Consider the following 2,958-nt stretch of genomic DNA (forward strand, 5'->3'; position numbering starts at 1 on the left):
TTTTCGAACCACGCCTCACACTCTTGCTCACTTTTGCCGATCATTCTGAGACAATTTGCCATTTGCAAAAGGGCTTCCGAACTCGGGGGAGCATTTTCCATAAGTGATTTCAGACGCTGAAAGGCCTTCGTTAGGTCATCTTTCCTTGAATCCGGACAATCTTTTATGATCTGCTCACAAACCCTATTGAAATCATTGATTGAGCCAGTTGGCGGAGTATTCGCACTTCCCGTGTTTTCTGTCGGGTGCTGAAACGCTTGAGCAAAAGACACCTTGGCAGAAGTTGCTCTCCGGTCTCTAATATTTGGGCCTGATTGCGCATGTGCATGAGAATATTCAGCGGATGAAACATACCTTGTGACCTCCTGTTTCAAGGCAGATTGATTCGTTGTCGTTTCTGAATTGAGCTCAGCCACAGAATACAGCTGCGGTTGAGGTGTCGTACTGTTTTTAGCAGCGCTTGTTGGTGTTAATCCGAAACTCATAATAACTCACTCTTTGACAGGTTGATCATTTGGACAATCAACGGGAAAAAAAGTTCACGGGTTCAGTGTGAAATGTCACTCTTGAAGGGGTAAGCGTGGCATTGGCAAAATGCCACGCATTATCCTTTTAATTGTGAACATGCTCTGGTATCAGTTGGTAAGGCTCATCAGGATTAATATCTCCATAAAGATCCATGTATCTTTGCAGTTTGGCGGCGTCCTGGTCGGCCTGCTCCTGTTGTTTGGTAACGTCTAACCAGGTACTGGTGGCGTTATAAAGTCCGACCGCACCGCCCGCACCCATGCCAAACGCAGCTCCCAACGTCGATCCAAAGAGCAAGCTCCCGATCAGTGCTCCACCCATGCCCCAGCGGGCAACGGTGCCCCAGGATTCATTAATGCGTACACAGTACTGCGTGAGGCTCTTCCAGGCTTTGGAGGTTCCGATGGATTGAATCTTGTCCTTTATGAAGGTCGGGACTTTGATACTGTCCACAGACAGCCCCATAAAGGTTTTTTTGGCTCTTGCCCCCACTTGTTCAAGCGCTTTGCCTCCAGCCGAAATCAGAGCATTAGCGGTTTTTTCCGCCAGCTGATCAGTGAGCTTTTCATTTATCACGCGAGCCTGAAGCGCTGGTGGCGGTGAACACTTTGCCTCTATTCCGTGAGTCATGGCATACCTCCTTGATAATCCATGAGTAGGTTGGTTTTTCACGACGAAAAGTATGGCATAGGGTGAAAAGACAGGTCACTGACCGATAAGTCAGTATGGCTAACTTCTTCCCTGAAGAGAGAGGGAGCCTTTTATCAGGCTCCTACAAGGAGTCGTTGGGGCATCTTTGCAGCGAATACCACTCACTAATGGCGTCTACCTCTTCCTCGGTCAGCATCCTGGCAATATTGATCATGGGGATATGATTGCCACGCTGACCCTTCCGATAATCATTCAGCTGCTTCACCATGTAGACTTTCTTCTGGCAGGCCAGATTAGGATTGATGTCAGCCGTGCCTATGCCGCTGGGGCCGTGGCATCCGGAGCATAGAGCCAGGGCCTTATTTTTCGCAGCTTCCAGTCTCGGAGTCATTTCAACCGGACGAAATTCAGAGCTTTTGTTTCCTGACAGGTCGCACCCGGCCAGCAGAACAGCAGAGAACAGACTGATTGGCAGCCAGGGCTTAATGTTCATAATGTTTCCCAAGAGACCTCTCTAAATCACCCAATGGAGATAAGAGCCAGGTAGTACGCCCGGCATGGGCATGAACTTATGGGGTGAAAGTCCCCTGCGGGTAAACCAGCATCGGATCCTGCGATTGATAATAACCACTAGCATAAAGCAAGTACAATCTCCTGAGGGGTTGTGCTGAGGCAGTCTGACTGCAAAGTGCGGACCCACATGTCGTGGTGATGCGGGTAGCAGGTCAGGAACCTCCAGCTACCCGATTTAGCTGGTTTGTCCAACAGCTTGTTGAATTCAGGGACTACTAAAATGAGTAAAAGCTTGTTCTAAAAACAATTTAAAGTTCATTGGGAAAGACTTAGTGAGAGTAATTAATTCATCCAGGAGTTTATTTATTTCTTCCAGATGACACCAAATCTTTGATACGTCATCGATGCCATGTTGATCAATATGTTCTTTTAGACTTTCGTTTAAAGTTTTGTATGATAAAACTTTCTGTATAAATTCAAAATGATCTTTATCTGTCTTCTTGGCTAATTCGGTTAGGCCATCGTCCTGTTCTTGAAAAACGGCTAAAATACCTGTGTCTACCGGGAAGCCAGCAATGTCACCCAATTTACCTACTGCTATTGATTGCCCTGGTGTTCCAGTGGGTAATGCTATCGCCTTAAGAGCCTTTTTAAATTTCCATTCAGGATCACTCTCGACTGTTGTTCTAAGCGAAGTTAAATAAGCTTGGCTGATTGATAACGATGATACAACTTTTTCTATAGATTCATTCATAGATACTAAGTGAGGAATGATGATAAAAATGGACTGAGGCCCATGACTTTTTATGATAGTCTGGACTCTTTCAGCCAGTTCCAGAAATTGAGTTCCTCTACTGTTTATGTCGCCTATAAGCTGTCGTCCTTGATCTATAGTTTCTTTGCTTATTTTGATTGCAAAGACATTGGGGGATGGAAAAATTAATATGAACGAAATGAAAATTGTAGAGAAAATCTGCATGACTTTTAAACTCTTGGGTTTAGATTTTACTTTTGAAGAATATAATAATCTTACCAGTCTTCCACAGATATAATGATTTATTTTTTCGTTTTGCTTGCTTGCTTGCTTGCTTTTTGGTTGCAGAGATTTCTCTCCTATTCTGCCAGTTAACGAGTTTGTAGAAAAACCACCTCAAAGGCTACTGTCTCCATGAGACTCACTTTAATATTTATTTAATTCTGTTCCAATTATATCAAAGCAGCAAGTCGTATCAAACTTTTTTTAAGATCCAACCGGAGAAACGCAAT

General features: G+C 44.4%; 3 protein-coding genes. All 3 read right to left on the minus strand.

The features are described from left to right. Positions 1-612: 612 nt before the first annotated feature. The 3 genes from KDK18_RS03225 to KDK18_RS03235 all read right to left on the minus strand — a co-directional run bounded on the left by KDK18_RS03225 (position 613) and on the right by KDK18_RS03235 (position 2,671). On the minus strand, positions 613-1,158 hold the full coding sequence (locus KDK18_RS03225) for a hypothetical protein (protein WP_257253173.1): 546 nt from the start codon (positions 1,156-1,158) through the stop codon (positions 613-615). A gap of 142 nt (positions 1,159-1,300) precedes the next feature. Then, the gene (locus tag KDK18_RS03230) at positions 1,301-1,672 is read right to left on the minus strand and encodes a c-type cytochrome (protein ID WP_257253175.1); all 372 of its coding nucleotides are present in this window, start codon (positions 1,670-1,672) and stop codon (positions 1,301-1,303) included. Positions 1,673-1,957: 285 nt separating this feature from the next. Beyond that, positions 1,958-2,671, minus strand: coding sequence for a hypothetical protein (locus tag KDK18_RS03235; RefSeq protein WP_257253177.1), 714 nt, complete (start codon positions 2,669-2,671; stop codon positions 1,958-1,960). Between the last annotated feature and the right edge of the window lie 287 nt (positions 2,672-2,958).

The organism is Endozoicomonas sp. SESOKO3 (assembly GCF_024606255.1).

What these genes read in the sequence shown, in the direction of transcription:
- KDK18_RS03230 (WP_257253175.1), bottom strand. Translation starts at nt 1,672, where the DNA reads ATGAACATTAAGCCCTGGCTGCCAATCAGTCTGTTCTCTGCTGTTCTG.
- KDK18_RS03235 (WP_257253177.1), bottom strand. Translation starts at nt 2,671, where the DNA reads ATGCAGATTTTCTCTACAATTTTCATTTCGTTCATATTAATTTTTCCA.
- KDK18_RS03225 (WP_257253173.1), bottom strand. Translation starts at nt 1,158, where the DNA reads ATGACTCACGGAATAGAGGCAAAGTGTTCACCGCCACCAGCGCTTCAG.